This window comes from Mesorhizobium sp. ES1-3 (assembly GCF_020164795.1).
Classification (GTDB): Bacteria; Pseudomonadota; Alphaproteobacteria; order Rhizobiales; family Rhizobiaceae; genus Mesorhizobium.
Map to the genome: position 1 here is coordinate 53,388 of NZ_JAIUGW010000018.1, position 14,435 is coordinate 67,822.

The window sequence follows — 14,435 nt, forward strand, 5'->3', positions numbered from 1 at the left end:
GCCGTACCGCCTCTTCGATAGACCTCCAATGACAACAAAGTGTTACATCAGGGGATTTGCCCTTTGGTCGAAGGGGACCATGACGGCAGGGTCGAAAAGGCCGGCACATGCCGCGGAACGATGTCGGTCAGGTATCAGTCCCACCGCATCCCACCGACAAAATCGATGAACGCCCGCAGCGGCGCCGGCGTCAGGCGCCTGCCGGGGTAGTAGAGGAACGGGCCGGAAAACTGCTGCCACCAGGGCTCCAGCACCGGCTCCAGCCGGCCGTCGTCGAAATACGGGCGCAGCCAGTCCTCGAACAGCGAGACGATGCCGCCGCCGGCGACCGCCACCTCGAGCGCAAGCGCCATTGCCGTGCCGGTGCTGACCAGCAGCGGTCCAGTCGGTTCGACGCTCACCACCTCGCCATCGCGCTCGAATTCCCAGGGCGGCGTGAATCCGCTGGCGAAGCGGCCGCGCAGGCAGGCATGATCGAGCAGGTCGCGCGGATGGCCGGGCCGGCCGCGCCGGTCGAGATAGGCCGTTGCGGCGGCTGTGGCGAAGCGCTGCCGGCGCGGGCCGATCGGCACGGCGATCATGTCCTGCTCCAGCCGCTCGTCATAGCGGATACCGGCGTCGCAGCCGCTCGCCAGTATGTCGACAAAACTGTCCTCGGCGGTCACTTCCAGGCGAATCTCGGGATAGGCCGCGAGAAAGGGCGGCAAAAGGCGCGGCAGCACCAGTTTCGCAGCGACGACAGGCACGTTGAGCCGCAGCGTGCCGGCCGGGCGGCCTCGAAAACCGTTGACCACGTCGAGCGCCGCCTCGACCTCGCCGAGCGCGGGGCCGAGCCGCTCGAGCAGCCGCGCACCGGCCTCGGTCGGCGCCACGCTGCGCGTGGTGCGGTTGAGGAGCCGCACGCCCAGCCCGCTCTCCAGCCGCCGCACCGTCTCGCTGAGGCTGGAGGCGCTGACGCCGCCCACCCGGGCGGCCTCGCGGAAGCCGCCGGCGCGCGCCACCGCCATGAATGCCTGGAGGTCGCCCAGATCCGCCATTGTTCGCCTTTCCGCACAGGCCGTACCGATTGCACCATATTATCGTGCAGGCAGGCGTTGTCTATATCTGGCTGATCCAACGGAGATGAGACCATGACAGACATCAGCAAGGCCGGAAGCTTCAGGCTCGGCGACCGCAGCGTGAAGCGCCTCGGCTACGGCGCCATGCAACTGGCCGGACCGGGCGTCTTCGGCCCGCCGAAGGACCGTGACGCCGCGCTCGCCGTGCTGCGCGAGGCTGTTGCCAGCGGCGTCGACCACATCGACACATCGGATTTCTACGGCCCGCACGTCACCAACCAGATCATCCGCGAGGCGCTGCATCCCTACCCCGCCAACCTCACCGTCGTCACCAAGATCAGTGCCCGGCGCGGCGCGGATGCATCGTGGATCCCCGCAATGTCACCGCGGGAGCTGACGCAGGCCGTGCACGACAATCTGCGCAATCTCGGGCTGGACGTGCTCGAGGTCGTGAACCTGCGCTCCATGCACGGCATCCACGAACCCGCCGAAGGCTCGCTCGAGCCGCAACTCGACACGCTCGCCGAACTGCAGCGACAGGGCCTGGTGCGCCATATCGGCATGAGCAACGTTACCCGCAAACAGATCGTGCAGGGACGCGGCATGGTCGACATCGTCTGCGTGCAGAACCAATACAACATCGCGCATCGCCAGGATGATGGGCTGATCGACGAGCTTGCCGCCGACGGCATCGCCTATGTGCCATTCTTCCCGCTCGGCGGTTTCACGCCGCTGCAGTCGGGCACGCTTGCCGACGTCGCGCAAAAGCTCGGCGCCACCCCCATGCAGGTGGCGCTCGCCTGGCTGTTGCAGCGCTCCCCCAACATCCTGCTGATCCCCGGCACCTCGTCGGTCGGGCATCTCAGGGAGAATCTGGCGGCGGCCGAGCTGACGCTACCGGCCGACGCGATCGAGGTCTTGAACGGCATCGCGGCCGAGAAGGCAGCCGCCTGAGGCGGTTGGCGGCGGCCGGGTTGGAAACGTCCTTCCCGGCAGGCGCCCTATCTCCAAGCGCTCGCAGGCTTCCCGAAGCTTGTTGACGGACTAGGTCAAACCATTTATAGAACCAACTAGTTCCAGAACTGAGTGGTTCTATAATGGCTGTTGAATTCTCTCTTGACCACACGTTCGCCGCCCTCGCCGACCCCACGCGGCGTGCCATCCTGGCCCGGCTGCTCGACGGTGAAGCCTCGGTCGCCGAACTGGCGCAGCCCTTCGCGCTCACCGTGCGCGCCGTGTCCAAGCATGTCGGCGTGCTGGAGCAGGCCGGCCTCGTCACCCGCAGCCGTGCGGCGCAGAAACATCTGAGCCGCATCGAGCTGAAGCCGCTGCGCGGCATCGACCGCTGGCTCGACGATTACCGAAAACTCTGGGAAGGCCGCTTCGACCGCATGGAGGATCTGCTGCGCCGCGACGCGGACAAGGTGCCATGAGCGATCGCGTGCGAGATGCGGCCGATCTCAGCTTCGCCATCGAACGGGTGTTCGAGGCTCCGGTGGCGCGTGTCTTTCGGCTGTGGACCGATCCCAGGCTGGTGGCGCAGTGGTGGGGCATCAGGGACTGCACCATTCCCCATTGCGAACTCGACGTGCGCGTCGGCGGCCGCTGGCGCATCGACATGCTGACCGCCAGCGGCGCGCTCTACCGCAACCAGGGCAGCTATCTCGAAGTCGTCGAGAACGTCAGGCTGAGCTATCGCGACGACCCGGATCCGGAAATCCGCGAATGGGCGGGCAATCCGCCGGGCCAGAGCCGCCATACCGTGACCTTTACGCCCGACGGTATGCGAACCCATGTCCATTTCGAGGTGACGCTGGCCAGTGCCGCCGACCGCGAGCGCCTGCTGGCGCTGGGTATGCGTGGCGGCTGGATGCAGAGCTTCGACCGGCTCGAGCAGCTGATAGATCGGGACAACCATGCTGGCTGAGAACGCGAAACCGTCCACGCAAGCCGTGTTGTCGCGGGATGGAACGCCGATCGCCTGTGAGCGCCGGGGCCACGGCCACCCGCTCATCCTCGTCGACGGCGCGCTTTGCTCGCGCACCATGGGGCCGAGCGGTCCGCTGGCCAAGGCGCTCGCGGACAACTTCACCGTGTTCCGCTATGACCGGCGCGGCCGTGGCGGTAGCGGTGATACCGCGCCCTACGCGGTCGAGCGCGAGGTCGACGACATCGAGGCCGTGCTGCGGACCGCCGGCGGCGAAGCCTATATCTGGGGCATGTCGTCTGGCGCCATGCTGGCACTGATGGCGGCGGTCCGCCTGCCCGGCATTAAGAAGCTCGCGCTCTACGAGGCGCCGCTGATCATCGACGACAGCCGCAGGACAACGCAGGCCGACTGGGCAGCCATCAGGGATGCCGGCGCGCGAGGCCGGCGCGGCGAGGCCGTAGCCGCCTTCCTCAAATCGGTGGGCATGCCCCGCCTGCTCATCGTCTTCATGAAGCTCACGCCGATCTGGCGAAAGCTCAAGGCGGTGGCGCACACCTTGCCCCATGATTGCGCCATCGTGGCCGGCGACCAGCTTGGCAAGCCGCTCGACCCCACCCGCTGGGCATCGCTGCGCGTGCCGGTGCTGGTGACGGATGGTGGCAACAGCCCGCCATGGATGCAGCATGGCAACAGGGCGCTGGCCGAAGCACTGCCCAATGCAAGCTACCGGACGCTGCCCGGCCAGAACCACATGCTGAAACCCGCCGCGCACGCCTCGATGCTGACGGCGTTCTTCAACAGTCGGGATCAAGCGCGGACGCCAACACCAGGCGAGTAAAAGGAAATCGACGATGCAGCTTCGCCATATCCTCATCAAGGTCGACGACCAGGACAAGGCGCTGGCCTTCTACACCTCGGTCGTGGGTTTTGTGAAAAAGCATGATCACGACAGCGGTCCGATCCGCTGGCTGACGGTCGTGGCACCTGACGATGCCGGCACGGAACTGGTGCTCGAACCCAACAGCGCGCCGCCGGCGCGTGCCGCGCAGCAAGCGCTGTACGACGCCCGTTTCCCGGCGGCGCTCATCACCGTCGGCGACATCCACGCCGAGTTCGACCGGCTCACCGGGCGCGGCGTGAAATTTCTCGGGCCTCCGGAACGCACGGGCCCGGTGACATCGGCCTTCTTCGACGACACCTGCGGCAATTTCATCGTGATGGCGGAGCCATCCGCCTGAAGCGCTGATGTTGGGGCAGGAATAGACCGTCCGCGCGCAGCTTGCGATGCGCCTGCCAGCCGTGGCATCTGTCCGATGAAACGGACGAACAGCATGGCCCCACGACCACCACCGCCCGGCAGGCCGCCACCCGGCAAGCCACGCAGCGCCGGGCCTCCCGGCGTCAGCCTGAGCCGCGCACTGTCGAAACTCGGCCTGTGCTCGCGCACGCAGGCGCAGGTGCTGATCGCGGATGGCCGCGTGCGCGTCGGCGGCAAGGTGGTGCGCGATGCCTCGCTGCGCGTCGACTTGAACCGCGACCGCATCGTCGTCGATGGCGAAGCGGTCGTTGCCGAGCGCAAGGTCTACGTCATGCTCAACAAGCCGCGCGGGGTCGTCACCACCCGCGACGATCCGCTCGAGCGCGACACCGTCTATGCCTGTCTCGAAGGGCTCGGCTTGCCCTACGTCTCGCCGGTCGGCCGTCTCGACAAGGCGAGCGAAGGCCTGCTGCTGATGACAAACGACACGCAGTTCGCCAACCGCCTGATGGACCCGGCCTCGCATCTGCCCAAGACCTATCACGTGCAGGTCGCCACGGTGCCGGATGAAACGCTGCTGGACCAGCTCCGCGCCGGCGTCACAGTCGACGGCGAGACCCTGGCGGCAAACTCGATCCAACTGCTGCGCAGCGGCGGCCGCACCGCCTGGCTGGAGATCGTGCTCGACGAAGGCAAGAACCGCCACATCCGCCGACTGCTCGCCGCCCACGCCATCGAGGTCAAGCGCCTGATCCGCATCGCCATCAGCAGCCTGCCGCTCGGCGACCTCGCCAAGGGCATGGCGCGGCATTTGACGGCGGAGGAACTGGCATTGCTGGCGGGCTGAAAAAACGCCCCTGCGCGCCAGGCCGAAAGCGGCCTGGCCATTCATTGCAGCACTGGCGATCAGATCGAACAGCTAAAGCAGTCGATCAGGCCTTGTTGGTGATCCACATGGTTGGCGCGCCTACCACGCCGGCGCTCGCCATCGCCTCTTTCAATTTTGGGTTTTTGATGAAGGCCTGCGCTTCGGCGGCACTGGCGAAATCATGCGTTACGGTGACGTCGTTGGGGTTGTCCGCCGCCTGATAGACGGCCTCTGCCTTCACGCCATTGGCCTTTTGAACCGGGGCGAACCCGTCATAGACTTTGCGCCAGGCCTCGTAGTCGGACACGGTATGTCTCACGAACAGCGTCGTCATCGTACATTCCTCCCAGGCTGTTGCTTGTTGGTGCCCAAGAGATCGGCGATGGGCCGTCCAGTTTATCGCCCCAATCATATCCTTGGCAAACCGACGAACGAATGAGAGTCGCACAGGCCTCCTGACGGAAAGCTGGCAGGAGACCTGGGTTATGGATCGGTCGGGAGCCCGGTCGCGGCTTCGAGATCAAGGAGCCAATGCGATGAATTTCGTCTCCGTCCGCATCATCACGTCCGATGTCCAGCGCCTCGTGCGCTTCTACGGTGAGATTGCCGGCATGCCGGTGACGGTATACACCGAAGACTTCGCCGAACTGGCGACGCCGGCTTGCACGCTGGCGATCGGGAGCACGCGCACCTTGATGCTGTTTGGCGGCGACATCGCCCGTCCCGCCGACAATCACACGGCCATCCTCGAATTCCGCGTCGGCGACGTCGATGCCGAATTCGCGCGGCTGTCGGACTTCATCAAGAACACGATCGTGCAGCAGCCCACCACCATGCCCTGGGGCAACCGCTCGCTGCTGTTCCGCGACCCCGACGGCAATCTGGTGAATTTCTTCCAGCCCGTCACCGCCGAGGCGATCAGGAAGTTCGAGAGGTAGGTTCCCTAATTTCGTCGTACCAGGGCGGAGCAGCCGCGATGCGGCGTCGCGGAGACCCTGGTATCCATGCCGTGACATCGATCGAGGAGTGCAGCGGAGCAGGATCGGCACCGTTGGCGACGCCTTGAGCTCGCGGCATGGATCCTCGGGTCTGCGCCACGTCGCTTCGCTCCTTGCTCCGCCCGTGGATGACGAAGCGATTGATGTCGGCGCTAAGCTGCCAGCCCTACCTCAGATTCCACTTGCGCACGACCGGCTCGCCGAGGCCATGCTCGTAACCGAGCACGCTGATGCTGGCTGTGTCGAGCACGAACAGCGCCCCGCCTTCCGGCGGCAGCCCGAGCCAGCGGGCGGCGAGCACGCGCAGGAAATGCGCGCTGGAAAAGATCAGTATGTCGGCATTGGCCTTGCGCAGGCGGTCGATGATCCTGTCGGCACGGGCACCGACATCGGCCGCCATCTCGCCTTGCGGGCAGCCATCGCGAAACACGTTCCAGCCCGGCCGCTCGGCCAGAATTTCCCTGGTCGTGCGCCCTTCATAAGCGCCGTAGTCCCATTCCTGCAGGTCGTCCATCCTGACGCTGCGCTCCCCAAAGCCGGCGAGCACGCTGGTGTTGTAGGCGCGCTGAGAAGGGCTCGACCAAACCTGGGAAAACGACAGGCCCTTGAGCCGATCTGCGACGCCGTGCGCGGCCGCCTCGCCGGCCGGCGTTAGCGGCATGTCGGTGCGCCCGGTATGCTGCCCCGAAAGGCTCCATGCCGTCTCGCCATGCCGGACCAGATGGATCTGCGGAAACGCGTTGCTCATGGGGTGCCTTTCGGAGTTGTCGGCACCTTAGAGGACGATTCCGCCAAGGGGAATCCGGCTGGCTAAATCTGCGCGGTGCTTCTTCTCGATAGGTTGGCGCCGCCCCTCATCTGGCTGCCGCCATCTTCTCCCCGTATAGTGACGGGGAGAAGGACGCATTCGTCGATGATTTCGCGAATCTCCAGCGCCGCAGAAAGAGCGCCAAGGTCGCAACTGCCCTTTCTCCCCGTCTCTATACGGGGAGAAATGCCCGGCAGGGCAATGAGGGGCGGCGCCGACGCCAACAATTGACCGCGCGAGAAACCAAGCTCTGGATATCAAGCCACATTTCTGGCCCTGATGCCCGCCGCATTGGCTCAATGAATGAGCGCGGGGGCATAACTATCTCTGTTGGATAGTCATCACCGGAACATGTCCGCCCGCGGACAATCCTCGCACGACAGGTCGGATCATCATGTACAAACATCTGCTCATCGCCACCGACGGCTCGGAACTGGCCGACAAGGGCGTTGCCCATGGCCTCACGCTGGCCAAGGGCATCGGCGCCGCCGTCACCTTCATCACCGTCTCGGAACAATTCCCGATCTTCGCCTGGGGCGGCGCCATGGCCGGCTATGCCGCTGGCGATGAACTGGCCGCCTACCAGGAAGAAGCGCGCCGCTACGGCAAGGAAGTGCTCGACAAATGCAAGGCATCGGCCGAGGCCGCCGGCGTGTCCGCCAAACTGATCCATGTCGAGGAGAAAAGACCCGCCGAGGCGATCTTGGAACTGTCGCGGGCGCAGGGCTGCGACCTGATCGTCATGGCCTCGCACGGCCGCCGCGGGCTGGGCAGGCTGCTTCTGGGCAGCCAGACGGCGGAAGTGCTGTCCTACACCGAGATCCCGGTGCTCGTGGTGCGGTAACGGCTGGTCCCGCAACTCACTTTTTACAGAATGGCGCGGTCGATCAAGGCTGCTTCAGGCGCGCAATGGGCGATGGTGCTGAGCGGTGCGCAGTCGGCCCTTGCCGGCGGCTTCTTCATCAAACAGGCAATCGGCGCCGCGGCGCCTGACATCACCGATATCGCGCCTTACGCCGCGTTCGGCGCCTTCTATTTTCTCGTCTCGGCGGCATGGCTGAGCGTCACGCAGGCACGCAAGCGCACCGTCTGATCCTCCAAAGTGCTGGGCCTGGCCGAAACACGCGCAAGACGGTATGCGGCCGGGCCCCTTTTTACCCCCGCAGCACAGCCTCCAGCGCGAGATAGGCACCCAGCACCAGCAGGCCGGCGAAGAACACCGTGCGGAAGGTCTCGACGCCCATCCTCTGGCGCAGCGCCTGGCCGATGACCATGCCGGCCAGCGCCGGCGCCAGGGCCAGGACAGACCCCGCCAGTTGCCCGGTCGGCGAGAGAAACGCGCCGGTTCTGAACAATCCGAAGCCAAGGGCCACGGTCGATACGGTGAAGGACAGGCCGAGCGCCTGGATGAGGTCCTCTTTCTCCAGCCGCAGCGATTGCAGGTAAGGCACCGCCGGGATGACGAAGACGCCGGTGGCGCCGGTGACCAGTCCGGTCGCCACACCGACCAGCGGCGACATCCAGGCTTCGTGGCGCGCCGGCGTGGTGAAGCCGACCTTGGCGAGGCCGGCCAGCGCATAGAGCACCAGCGCGGCGCCAAGCCCGGCCGAGGCCATCGTCGTGTGAGCGCCGGTCAATAGGCCGGCGCCGGTTACGGTACCGATGACGACGCCGGCCATCATCGTCCACAGGCGCCTGCAGAGCCCGCCGAAGGACAGGCCAGTGAACAACTGCCAGAGATTGGTGAGCAGCGACGGGATCAACAACAGGGCGGCGGCCTGCGCCGGCGGCATGGTCACCGCCAGCAGGCCCATCGCCACGGTCGGCAACCCCATGCCGACCACGCCCTTGACGAGGCCGGCAGCGAGGAAAACGGCGCCGATGAAGGCTATGGCCCCGCTCAGCATGGATGGACCTTGGGCACGCCGGTTCCTTCAGTCATGCAACAGCATGTCCGTCGCCTCGGCATCCGGCTTTGCGGGCACGGCATCGCGGCTGACGGAAGCCGTCGTCACCGCGCATCCCCGCAAGCCAGATTGCGCTTGGGCGGTGGCAAGCGAAGCCACCGCGAGCGCCAGCACGATCGCCGCGCTTTCAAGAATCCCGAGCCCTTGCCGGCCTGATGTTTTTTCACGCATCACACATCTCCATCGCAAATGATTTGACTGACATGCAGGCCGCCCGCAATGTGGAAGTTGCGCTGCCAGCCTTCGGCCTGAACGAAGGCTGATTGGGGCACGATACGATTGCGGGAGCGAAAAAATGCGCTTCGACCTCACCGATCTCCGGCTGTTCCTGTTGGTGGCCGAACGCGGCAGCATCACGGGTGGCGCCGAACTTGCCGGCCTCGCCCTCGCCTCAGCCAGCGCGCGCATCAAGGGCATGGAGGAAAGCCTGGGCGCGCCGCTTCTGGAGCGGCGACGACGCGGCGTGGTGCCGACGGCGGCCGGACAGGCGCTGCTCCATCATGCGCGGGCGGTGCAGAACCAGATCGAAGCCATGGCCGGCGACCTCGGCGCCTATGCCACGGGACTGCGCGCCCGCGTGCGGCTGATGGCCAACACGGCGGCGACCAGTGAGCTGCTGCGCGACACACTGCCGGCTTTCCTGGCGGCGCATCCCGGGATCGACATCGACCTCGACGAACGCCCCAGCCATGAGATCGCCGAGGCGGTGGCGAACGGTGCGACCGATCTCGGCATCGCCGCCAGTTGGGCCGGCCTTTCGCATCTCGAGCAGAAGCCGTTTTTCGTCGACCGGCTCGTGGTGATCATCGCGCGGACCCAGCCCGGCCTAGAAAGCCATACCGCCGCCCTTGCCGACGTTCTCGGCGAGCCCTTCGTCGGCTTGAGCGCCGGCCATCCCTTGCAGGAGCACATAGCCCGCCAGGCTGCCCGGCTCGGCGGCCACCTGCACTTCCGCATCCGTGTGCCTGGCCTCGACAACGTCTGCCGGCTGGTCTCGCAAGGCGCCGGCATCGCCATCGTGCCCGAAAGTGCCGCGCGCCGCGCCGCCCGCACGCTGCGCAGCCTGCGGCTCACCGACGACTGGGCCACGCGCCAGCTCAATCTCTGCGCCCGCAGCTTCGAGGCGCTGACGCCGCAGGCGAAACTGCTGGCGGCGGCGCTGACCTGAGGTCAACCGCACCGCCCGCATTCACACCACCGCCAGCACCTTGCCCGTGTCGTGCTGGCGCACGAAGTCGACGCGTCCGCCGTCCCAGTGGTAACTGTAGTGGCGGCCCTGGACCGGGACATCGATGACGTCTGGCCAGAAGATGCCGATGCACTCGCCATCGGGCATGCGCACGCTGTTCCACACCAGCCCGTCGCTGCCGGCGGCCCGCAGCGCCCGCCCTTCCGCCTGCGACGCCGTATAGTCGTCCGGGTCGAGCACGCCGGGCACGGCGTTGACGTCGTCGAGATCGCGGTCGACGCTGCCGATCAGCACGCGGAAATCGGCCGTCCAGCCGGGCGCCTCGTTGGTGGCGCGCATGAAGTTCTGGTGATGGTGGATGGTTTCGGTCAGCGCCACGTCCTCGCTGTCGCCGGCATAATAAATGCCGTAGCTGCCATCCGAGAAGCGGCCGGGCCGTAAGGTCGAGCAATGCACGAAAGGCGCCATGACGAAGCTGGCGCCCGGGCCGGAAACCCGCCTTGCGGCCGGCACCTTGCCGAGATCACCGAGCTCGAGCCGGATGCGCGGGTTGGTCTTCTCCTCGACGGCGGCCAGCGCCTCCCAGTCGCGCGGGTCGGCGATGTCCTCGAAGAGGTCGATCGGCGGATGGATGGAGCGGATGATGCGATAGGTCTGGGGCCAGTGGACGCGGCGCCGGACCGCAAGTCCACTCACCATGCACCACGCTCCGCGTCGAGCCATTCGCGCATCGCCGCGAGATCGGCAATGTCGCCGCGCAGCATCAGGTCGAGCGCCGACTGCCCGCCGAAGGCGGCATTGGGCTTGCGGATCCAGGCATAGCCACGTGCCGGCTCGGTGAAGAGGTAGCGCAGTCCTTTGTGGATGCCCATCAGATGCGCCATGCGGGTGCGCAGGTCGCGGTCGATCCGGCCGATGCCGCCCTCCTTCCACCGCGCCCAGGTGCGCGCCGAAATACCGCCAAGCAGGACGCAGGCTTCGAGGTCGCTGAGATTCCACGCCTTGAACAGATTGACCGTGGTCCGCGCCAAGGCGCCCGCCTCTTCATCCGATATGGCTGAGCCGACCGCAGCCGGCGTGGTGACGATGGACTGAAGTTGCATGTCTAGACCTCGCTAATGGCAGATATATAGCATGTACCTGCCAATTGGCAAGGATGAGGCGGGATCGAAGGGCCACTGCAAAACAAGTTTCGAACTTGGAGGAGACAGCATCGCCCAAGTCGGCGCTGCCCCTCACCTGCCTGCCGGCATCCTCTCCCCGTATAGGGACGGGGAGAGGAGCGCTGTCGTCACCGCCTTCGCCAAATCATCAGCATTGCAAGAATGGCGCCGGCGTTGCTGGCGGCGTCTTTCTCCCCGTCACTATACGGGGAGAAATGTCCGGCAGGACAATGAGGGGCAGCGCCTGCGCCTGTCCAACCGGGGATAGCAGCCAAGAACTACTCCGCCGCCTGATACCCGGCGATGCCCTTGATCTCGAGGAAATCCTCGAGCCCGTATTCGGCGTACTCGCGGCCGTTGCCTGACTGCTTGTAGCCGCCGAAGGGCAGGCCGGCGTCCCATTGGGGATAGTTGATGTAGACATTGCCCGAGCGCATGCGCGCCGCCACGTCGCGCGCCTTCTGCAGGTCCTTGGCCTGGATGTAGGAGGCAAGGCCGTAGACGGTGTCGTTGGCCTGCTCGACCGCCTGTTCGACGGTGTCGTAGGGCAGGATCGCCAACACCGGGCCAAAAACCTCTTCGCGCGCGATGCGCATGTCGTGGGTGACGTCGGCGAAAACGGTCGGCCTGACATAGTAGCCGCGGTTGAGCTCGGCCGGGCGGCCGGGGCCGCCGGCGACCAGCGTCGCACCCTCGTCGATGCCGCTCTGGATCAGGTCCTGGATCTTGTCGAACTGGACCTGGCTGACCACAGGCCCGAGCTTGGTGTTGGCGCCGTCGGCCGGGCCGACCGTAAACTTTTCAGCCGCCGTCTTGGCGTATCCGGCGGCCTCGTCGTGGCGGTCTCGCGGGACGAACATGCGCGTCGGCGCGTTGCAGGACTGGCCGCTGTTGCTGAAGCAGCCGGCGACGCCCTTGCTGACGGCGGTGGCGAGATCGACATCCGGGAACAGGATGTTGGCCGACTTGCCGCCAAGCTCCTGGTGCACGCGCTTGACGGTGTCGGCGGCGGCCTTGGCCACCAATATGCCGGCCCGCGTCGAACCGGTAAACGACATCATGTCGATGTCGGGGTGGCTGGACAGCGCCTGGCCGACGCCCGGGCCGTCGCCGTTGACGAGGTTGAACACGCCCTTCGGCACGCCGGCCTCGTCGATGATCTCGGCGAAGATGATGGCGTCGAGCGGAGCGATTTCGGACGGCTTCAGCACCATGGTGCAGCCGGCGGCGAGTGCCGGACCGACCTTGCAGGTGATCTGGTTCAGCGGCCAGTTCCAGGGCGTGATCAGGCCGACGACGCCGATTGGTTCCTTGACCACGAGGTGGTTGCCCTTGACGTGGCGGAATTGGAAATTCTTCAGCGTCTCGGCCATCTTGGTCAGATGTGCGAGGCCAACGCCGACCTGGCTGTCGAGCGCCATCTGGCGCGGCGCGCCCATCTCGCGCGACACGGCGAGCGCCAGGTCCTTGCTGCGCTTCTTGTAGACTTCGATGACGCGGTTGAGGATATCGAGGCGCTCCTCGACCGAGGTGAAGCCATATGTGTCGAAGGCGCGCTTGGCGGCGGCCACCGCCTTGTCGACATCGGCTCTGGAGCCGAGTGAAATCTGCGCGAAGGCATCTTCAATCGACGGATCGATGACGTCGAGCGTGTTGGGCACAACAGGATCGACCCATGCGCCATCGATATAGAACTGCAGATTGTGTGACATGGTTACTCCTGGGGTGTGCCGCATTGCCGGGCGGGCCGTCATATCGGGCAAGAAATAACGATGCGCAAACGGCGCTGTCAAACGCAACCCCCGAAGTGGTTGAGCCAGCGCGCCAGTGATTGAGCCAGCGCGGTTGGGCCGGCGAGCAGTGCGATCAGTTCGGCTTTGAACCGATATCGCATGGAACCTCGAAACCTGCATTGGCAAGCCGCTGGCGAAAGCGGCGAACCCAATCGTTGCCTTCGTCCCGAAGCATATCCCACAGCGGCCATTCGGGAGCCGTTTCGACAGCACGTAAAATGGACCAGTTGAGCCCGTAGCCTGTGTCGCCGTCGGCAGGCAGCAACGATATCAGGGCGCTGACGTCATCGGCGGACAGTGGGGGAAGCAGGGATTCAATGCACGTTTGCGCCGCGGTAATTTGCTCGAGAGTGAGATCTTCCGTCAACTTCGGAGCAATCCCCCAGAGATCGCGCACGGCTTTCTGCATCACGCCAGCCTCCCTATTTGCTCAGAGGTAAGCGTATGACCCGCCTCGCCCAACAGCCGTCTCGCCGCTTCCTGATCCGACGCTTTCACCAGCAGGTGGTCGCCATCGAAGGTCGACACCAGGAAGATACCCAAATCGTTTTCCGACAGCGGCCTTATGACCGACAGCACGATGCCGGTTTCGTCGAACGCAAAGGGCCCCTGCAATTTGAAGGCGACCCAGTCGCGATCGTGCTTGACGGCATCCGGTACGCGATCCTGGAGGCAGGTGATCGAGAGCTCGTCGTCGGTTCTGGTGATGCTGACGAAGCCCGGTCCGTCCGCCCAGGCAGGAATGCCGTCACCGGCTTCAAGCCGCGAAATCGCATAAAGGCCGGGGAGTTGCTTGAGCTTGATCCTGGCAGCCATGCTCACGCTCCGATTGGTGGGCATCCAACTGGCCGCTTGCTCATGTAGACCGTCGTTCCGTTCATGAACGGCTCCTCCCGATCGATCGTATAGCCAAGCTTGCGATAGAGCGACACATTGGCTTCGAAGGCGCCGTTGGTCAACAGGCGGAGCTCCGGGCGTCCTGCCTCGCGCGCCTTGGTTTCCGCACGCTCCAGCAGCAGCCGGCCGATGCCCCTGCCCTGCGCCTCCGGCGCGACGCAGACATTCTCGATCCAGAGGTGATCGTCCTCCAGCATGGTCTCGATCATGCCGACGATGCGGTCCTCCGCGATGGCGAGCTCGAACTGGTGTTCGGCGACGGCCTTGTCGTAATCGGCGCGCATCGGCAGCGGCTCGCGGCCGATCACCGGCACCCATCTGGCATAGGCGGCACGGACGATGTCGCGGATCGCTGCGGCGTCAGCAGGTTCGGCCGGCCGAAACCGGATCGAAGAATTGGCAATCATCAAAAGGCTCCAGGCATGAAAAAACCCGCCGGCGTTTTTCGCGGGCGGGCTGGGGAAACGAAGCGGATCTATAAAGCCGATCTTCCTCGTCGCGCAATC

20 protein-coding genes and 1 pseudogene are annotated in these 14,435 nt (G+C 65.5%); 10 read left to right on the forward strand and 11 right to left on the reverse strand.

What is annotated here, in order from left to right:
- Positions 1-134 precede the first annotated feature (134 nt).
- Positions 135-1,037: a LysR family transcriptional regulator gene (locus LB536_RS22165; protein ID WP_224596320.1), complete on the reverse strand. Its 903-nt coding sequence runs from the start codon at positions 1,035-1,037 to the stop codon at positions 135-137.
- Between the two features lie 93 nt (positions 1,038-1,130).
- On the opposite strand from LB536_RS22165, the gene LB536_RS22170 reads away from it, so the two are divergent.
- The 6 genes from LB536_RS22170 (at position 1,131) to LB536_RS22195 (ending at position 5,093) form a co-directional block, all read left to right on the forward strand.
- Positions 1,131-2,012: an aldo/keto reductase family oxidoreductase gene (locus LB536_RS22170; protein WP_224596321.1), complete on the forward strand. Its 882-nt coding sequence runs from the start codon at positions 1,131-1,133 to the stop codon at positions 2,010-2,012.
- 143 nt (positions 2,013-2,155) lie between these two features.
- Positions 2,156-2,491: an ArsR/SmtB family transcription factor gene (locus tag LB536_RS22175; protein WP_224596322.1), complete on the forward strand. Its 336-nt coding sequence runs from the start codon at positions 2,156-2,158 to the stop codon at positions 2,489-2,491.
- Positions 2,488-2,985: an SRPBCC domain-containing protein gene (locus LB536_RS22180; RefSeq protein WP_224596323.1), complete on the forward strand. Its 498-nt coding sequence runs from the start codon at positions 2,488-2,490 to the stop codon at positions 2,983-2,985. Before LB536_RS22175 ends, LB536_RS22180 begins: the two co-directional genes overlap by 4 nt.
- Positions 2,975-3,826: an alpha/beta fold hydrolase gene (locus LB536_RS22185; RefSeq protein ID WP_224596324.1), complete on the forward strand. Its 852-nt coding sequence runs from the start codon at positions 2,975-2,977 to the stop codon at positions 3,824-3,826. Before LB536_RS22180 ends, LB536_RS22185 begins: the two co-directional genes overlap by 11 nt.
- A 13-nt stretch (positions 3,827-3,839) precedes the next feature.
- Positions 3,840-4,226, forward strand: coding sequence for a VOC family protein (locus LB536_RS22190; RefSeq protein WP_224596325.1), 387 nt, complete (start codon positions 3,840-3,842; stop codon positions 4,224-4,226).
- Between the two features lie 93 nt (positions 4,227-4,319).
- Positions 4,320-5,093 carry a pseudouridine synthase gene (locus LB536_RS22195; RefSeq protein ID WP_224596327.1) on the forward strand — a complete coding sequence of 258 codons (774 nt, stop codon included), beginning with the start codon at positions 4,320-4,322 and terminating at the stop codon, positions 5,091-5,093.
- An 85-nt stretch (positions 5,094-5,178) separates the two neighbouring features.
- Here the strand turns inward: LB536_RS22195 and LB536_RS22200 are convergent, their stop codons facing one another.
- Complete coding sequence (locus tag LB536_RS22200) at positions 5,179-5,448, reverse strand: cyclase (RefSeq protein ID WP_140810033.1); 270 nt, start codon at positions 5,446-5,448, stop codon at positions 5,179-5,181.
- A gap of 202 nt (positions 5,449-5,650) precedes the next feature.
- Here LB536_RS22200 and LB536_RS22205 point away from each other — a divergent pair, with 202 nt between their 5' ends.
- Complete coding sequence (locus tag LB536_RS22205) at positions 5,651-6,052, forward strand: VOC family protein (protein WP_224596329.1); 402 nt, start codon at positions 5,651-5,653, stop codon at positions 6,050-6,052.
- A 226-nt stretch (positions 6,053-6,278) separates the two neighbouring features.
- Here the strand turns inward: LB536_RS22205 and LB536_RS22210 are convergent, their stop codons facing one another.
- Positions 6,279-6,860 (reverse strand): histidine phosphatase family protein, encoded by a 582-nt coding sequence (locus LB536_RS22210; RefSeq protein ID WP_224596330.1) that lies wholly within the window; start codon positions 6,858-6,860, stop codon positions 6,279-6,281.
- Between the two features lie 454 nt (positions 6,861-7,314).
- Between LB536_RS22210 and LB536_RS22215 the strand changes: the two genes are divergently transcribed.
- Both LB536_RS22215 and LB536_RS22220 read left to right on the forward strand, forming a co-directional pair.
- Positions 7,315-7,764 (forward strand): universal stress protein, encoded by a 450-nt coding sequence (locus tag LB536_RS22215; protein WP_140763602.1) that lies wholly within the window; start codon positions 7,315-7,317, stop codon positions 7,762-7,764.
- 54 nt (positions 7,765-7,818) lie between these two features.
- A pseudogene (locus LB536_RS22220) lies at positions 7,819-8,013 on the forward strand (DUF308 domain-containing protein); the annotation flags it as partial.
- 61 nt (positions 8,014-8,074) lie between these two features.
- Here the strand turns inward: LB536_RS22220 and LB536_RS22225 are convergent.
- Both LB536_RS22225 and LB536_RS22230 read right to left on the reverse strand, forming a co-directional pair.
- A complete protein-coding gene (locus LB536_RS22225; RefSeq protein ID WP_140810039.1) occupies positions 8,075-8,827 on the reverse strand; it encodes a sulfite exporter TauE/SafE family protein in 753 nt (250 codons plus the stop codon).
- Positions 8,828-8,854: 27 nt separating this feature from the next.
- A complete protein-coding gene (locus LB536_RS22230) occupies positions 8,855-9,058 on the reverse strand; it encodes a hypothetical protein (protein ID WP_140810041.1) in 204 nt (67 codons plus the stop codon).
- A gap of 124 nt (positions 9,059-9,182) precedes the next feature.
- On the opposite strand from LB536_RS22230, the gene LB536_RS22235 reads away from it, so the two are divergent.
- Entirely contained in the window at positions 9,183-10,055 is an 873-nt protein-coding gene (locus LB536_RS22235) for a LysR substrate-binding domain-containing protein (protein ID WP_140810042.1), read from the forward strand.
- 21 nt (positions 10,056-10,076) lie between these two features.
- Here the strand turns inward: LB536_RS22235 and LB536_RS22240 are convergent, their stop codons facing one another.
- The 6 genes from LB536_RS22240 to LB536_RS22265 all read right to left on the reverse strand — a co-directional run bounded on the left by LB536_RS22240 (position 10,077) and on the right by LB536_RS22265 (position 14,336).
- Entirely contained in the window at positions 10,077-10,775 is a 699-nt protein-coding gene (locus LB536_RS22240; RefSeq protein WP_140810043.1) for an RES family NAD+ phosphorylase, read from the reverse strand.
- A complete protein-coding gene (locus tag LB536_RS22245) occupies positions 10,769-11,179 on the reverse strand; it encodes an MbcA/ParS/Xre antitoxin family protein (protein ID WP_224596333.1) in 411 nt (136 codons plus the stop codon). Before LB536_RS22245 ends, LB536_RS22240 begins: the two co-directional genes overlap by 7 nt.
- Before the next feature lie 338 nt (positions 11,180-11,517).
- On the reverse strand, positions 11,518-12,951 hold the full coding sequence (locus LB536_RS22250; protein WP_224596335.1) for an aldehyde dehydrogenase family protein: 1,434 nt from the start codon (positions 12,949-12,951) through the stop codon (positions 11,518-11,520).
- Between the two features lie 154 nt (positions 12,952-13,105).
- Entirely contained in the window at positions 13,106-13,444 is a 339-nt protein-coding gene (locus tag LB536_RS22255) for a hypothetical protein (protein WP_224596339.1), read from the reverse strand.
- Positions 13,441-13,848 carry an ACT domain-containing protein gene (locus LB536_RS22260; RefSeq protein ID WP_224596342.1) on the reverse strand — a complete coding sequence of 136 codons (408 nt, stop codon included), beginning with the start codon at positions 13,846-13,848 and terminating at the stop codon, positions 13,441-13,443. The genes LB536_RS22255 and LB536_RS22260 overlap by 4 nt, the downstream gene beginning before the upstream one ends.
- Before the next feature lie 2 nt (positions 13,849-13,850).
- A complete protein-coding gene (locus LB536_RS22265) occupies positions 13,851-14,336 on the reverse strand; it encodes a GNAT family N-acetyltransferase (protein ID WP_224596344.1) in 486 nt (161 codons plus the stop codon).
- Positions 14,337-14,435 lie beyond the last annotated feature (99 nt).

What these genes read in the sequence shown, in the direction of transcription:
- LB536_RS22165 (WP_224596320.1), bottom strand. Translation starts at nt 1,037, where the DNA reads ATGGCGGATCTGGGCGACCTCCAGGCATTCATGGCGGTGGCGCGCGCC.
- LB536_RS22170 (WP_224596321.1), top strand. Translation starts at nt 1,131, where the DNA reads ATGACAGACATCAGCAAGGCCGGAAGCTTCAGGCTCGGCGACCGCAGC.
- LB536_RS22175 (WP_224596322.1), top strand. Translation starts at nt 2,156, where the DNA reads ATGGCTGTTGAATTCTCTCTTGACCACACGTTCGCCGCCCTCGCCGAC.
- LB536_RS22180 (WP_224596323.1), top strand. Translation starts at nt 2,488, where the DNA reads ATGAGCGATCGCGTGCGAGATGCGGCCGATCTCAGCTTCGCCATCGAA.
- LB536_RS22185 (WP_224596324.1), top strand. Translation starts at nt 2,975, where the DNA reads ATGCTGGCTGAGAACGCGAAACCGTCCACGCAAGCCGTGTTGTCGCGG.
- LB536_RS22190 (WP_224596325.1), top strand. Translation starts at nt 3,840, where the DNA reads ATGCAGCTTCGCCATATCCTCATCAAGGTCGACGACCAGGACAAGGCG.
- LB536_RS22195 (WP_224596327.1), top strand. Translation starts at nt 4,320, where the DNA reads ATGGCCCCACGACCACCACCGCCCGGCAGGCCGCCACCCGGCAAGCCA.
- LB536_RS22200 (WP_140810033.1), bottom strand. Translation starts at nt 5,448, where the DNA reads ATGACGACGCTGTTCGTGAGACATACCGTGTCCGACTACGAGGCCTGG.
- LB536_RS22205 (WP_224596329.1), top strand. Translation starts at nt 5,651, where the DNA reads ATGAATTTCGTCTCCGTCCGCATCATCACGTCCGATGTCCAGCGCCTC.
- LB536_RS22210 (WP_224596330.1), bottom strand. Translation starts at nt 6,860, where the DNA reads ATGAGCAACGCGTTTCCGCAGATCCATCTGGTCCGGCATGGCGAGACG.
- LB536_RS22215 (WP_140763602.1), top strand. Translation starts at nt 7,315, where the DNA reads ATGTACAAACATCTGCTCATCGCCACCGACGGCTCGGAACTGGCCGAC.
- LB536_RS22225 (WP_140810039.1), bottom strand. Translation starts at nt 8,827, where the DNA reads ATGCTGAGCGGGGCCATAGCCTTCATCGGCGCCGTTTTCCTCGCTGCC.
- LB536_RS22230 (WP_140810041.1), bottom strand. Translation starts at nt 9,058, where the DNA reads ATGCGTGAAAAAACATCAGGCCGGCAAGGGCTCGGGATTCTTGAAAGC.
- LB536_RS22235 (WP_140810042.1), top strand. Translation starts at nt 9,183, where the DNA reads ATGCGCTTCGACCTCACCGATCTCCGGCTGTTCCTGTTGGTGGCCGAA.
- LB536_RS22240 (WP_140810043.1), bottom strand. Translation starts at nt 10,775, where the DNA reads ATGGTGAGTGGACTTGCGGTCCGGCGCCGCGTCCACTGGCCCCAGACC.
- LB536_RS22245 (WP_224596333.1), bottom strand. Translation starts at nt 11,179, where the DNA reads ATGCAACTTCAGTCCATCGTCACCACGCCGGCTGCGGTCGGCTCAGCC.
- LB536_RS22250 (WP_224596335.1), bottom strand. Translation starts at nt 12,951, where the DNA reads ATGTCACACAATCTGCAGTTCTATATCGATGGCGCATGGGTCGATCCT.
- LB536_RS22260 (WP_224596342.1), bottom strand. Translation starts at nt 13,848, where the DNA reads ATGGCTGCCAGGATCAAGCTCAAGCAACTCCCCGGCCTTTATGCGATT.
- LB536_RS22265 (WP_224596344.1), bottom strand. Translation starts at nt 14,336, where the DNA reads ATGATTGCCAATTCTTCGATCCGGTTTCGGCCGGCCGAACCTGCTGAC.